The sequence below is a fragment of the bacterium genome (assembly GCA_024224155.1).
Classification (GTDB): Bacteria; Acidobacteriota; Thermoanaerobaculia; order Multivoradales; family JAHEKO01; genus CALZIK01.
In genome coordinates this window covers 1-2,036 of record JAAENP010000331.1, presented here as the reverse complement: position 1 = coordinate 2,036, position 2,036 = coordinate 1, and the positions used below count along the sequence as shown (strand labels likewise).

Below are 2,036 nucleotides of genomic sequence, written 5' to 3'. Positions count from 1 at the left end.
GGTGGAACCCCAACCTGGAGCCGCTTGCCACGTATAGGTCTGGTGGGAGCTCGATCCGACTGGGCCCACGTGGTGCTGACCCGATTCAAGGAGAAACCATGAGACGTCGCAAGACTTGTACGTCCCTGACCCCGAGCCTGCTCTTCCTCTCACTGATTCCGCCGGCGGCGGCTGACTCGCCCGAGCCGATGCCGTTCGCCGAACGCCGGACCCTGTCCTCCAAGGTTCTGGGAGAGGATAGAGAGGTCCTGGTCTCCACACCCCAGGGCTACGGCACCGGCCAGAAGAGCTACCCCGTCCTCTATCTCACCGATGGCGACGCCCACCTGCTGCACACCGCCGGCACGGTGGGCTTCCTGGCCACGAACGGCCTTATCCCGGAGCTGATCATCGTTGGCATCCCCAACACCGACCGCAACCGCGATCTGTCGCCCACTCGGGCGACGATCACGCGGGACGACGGTACGGTGATGGAATTCCCCACCTCCGGCGGCGCCGAGGAGTTTCTCGAGTTCATCTCGACCGAGCTCATGCCGTTCGTGGAGAAGAGCTACCGGACCCAACCCTTCAAGATCCTGGCCGGCCACTCCCTCGGCGGACTGTTTTCGACCTACACCTTCGTCAGCCAACCGGATCTCTTCCAGGCCTACATCGCCGTGAGCCCGGCGCTGTCCTGGGACGACCAGCTGGCTTTGAAGCTGGCCGAGGAGCTCTTCGCCGATCGCAAGAAGCTGAACAAGACCTACTTCATGACGCTGGGCGACGAGCCCGGGCAGATGGAGGAAGCCTGGAACGGTCTACGGACCCTCCTCGCCGACACCAAGATCGACGGCTTCGCCTGGGGCGCCAGGCAGATGAAGGACGAGAACCACGGCTCGGTCGTCCTGCGCAGCCATTACTTCGGTCTACAGAAGGTCTTCGAGGATTGGCAGTTACCGCGGGATCCCGAGACCGGCGAGGTCCCCGGCGGCCTCGACGCGGTGGTGGCCCACTACCAGGGGATCTCCGAGAAGTACGGTTTTTCCATAACTCCGCCGGAGCAGATCATCAACGGTCTGGGCTATCAAGCCATGGGGCGCGGCGACCTCGCCGTGGCGATCGAGATCTTTCGATACAACGTGGCGGGCAACCCCCACTCCGCCAACCCCCACGACAGCCTGGCCGAGGCCCTCGAGAACGATGGCCGGTTGGAAGAGGCCCGAAAGGGCTACGAGATGGCCTACGAGCTGGGGCAGCAGATCGAGGACCCCAACGCCGGGGTCTATAAACGGAACCTGGATCGGGTCCTGGCAAAACAGCAGGAAGGTGCCGGCGCAGGAGAATCCTGATCGGCGGTGCTGGAAACCGCCCCCGAATAGGAGCCGGTACGACGCCGAGTCCCGACACGTCGACCACCACGCCGACCACTTCCATGTGCCCCGGCGGTCGCGACCACAATCCGCAGGAGTACCATCGTGAAGACCAACACTTGCCTCACGCTGACCCTGATCCTGACCCTGACCCTGTCCCCGGCGGTGCCCCTGGCCGCCGAGAGCGGCAGCGACTGGCCGGCGTGGAACGGCCCCAACCGCGACCTGACCACGCTCGGCAACGGAACGTTCCACCGGAGGGGAACAGGTGACGGGGCCGAGCGCCCGGCCTTCGGTCTCGAACGCCTCTGGTCCAGGCCCCTGGGCTCCGGCTACTCGGGCATCCTGGTGGTCGGCGGGCGGCTGGTCACCGCCTTCTCCGGCGGCGAGTCCGATTTCGTCGTCGCCCTCGCCGCGGATACCGGCGACGAGCTCTGGCGCTACCGCATCGGCGAGGCCTACAAAGGTCATGACGGCTCGAACGACGGTCCCCTGGCCACTCCGACGATCTACCGGGACGTGGTCTACGGCCTGGGCGCGCGCGGTGAGCTCTTCGCGCTGCGGCTCGCCGACGGCCGCGAGGTCTGGAGACGCGACGCTGTCGACGAGCTCGGTGCCCGGCCGGCCCTGTACGGCTTCGCCAGCGCCCCGACCATCGTCGGCGGCGTGCTGGTCGTCGAGACCGGT

The 2,036-nt window shown here is 66.3% G+C and carries 2 protein-coding genes; both read left to right on the top strand.

The annotated features are described in order from the left end of the window. Nucleotides 1-98 precede the first annotated feature (98 nt). Complete coding sequence (locus GY769_16995) at nucleotides 99-1,328, top strand: hypothetical protein (GenBank protein ID MCP4203619.1); 1,230 nt, start codon at nucleotides 99-101, stop codon at nucleotides 1,326-1,328. A gap of 126 nt (nucleotides 1,329-1,454) precedes the next feature. Further along, nucleotides 1,455-2,036, top strand: a 582-nt coding sequence (locus GY769_16990; protein MCP4203618.1) for a PQQ-binding-like beta-propeller repeat protein, incomplete at its 3' end; no start/stop codon positions are given.

Excerpts from the sequence above, each read along its gene's own strand:
- GY769_16995 (MCP4203619.1), top strand. The coding sequence starts at position 99 with ATGAGACGTCGCAAGACTTGTACGTCCCTGACCCCGAGCCTGCTCTTC.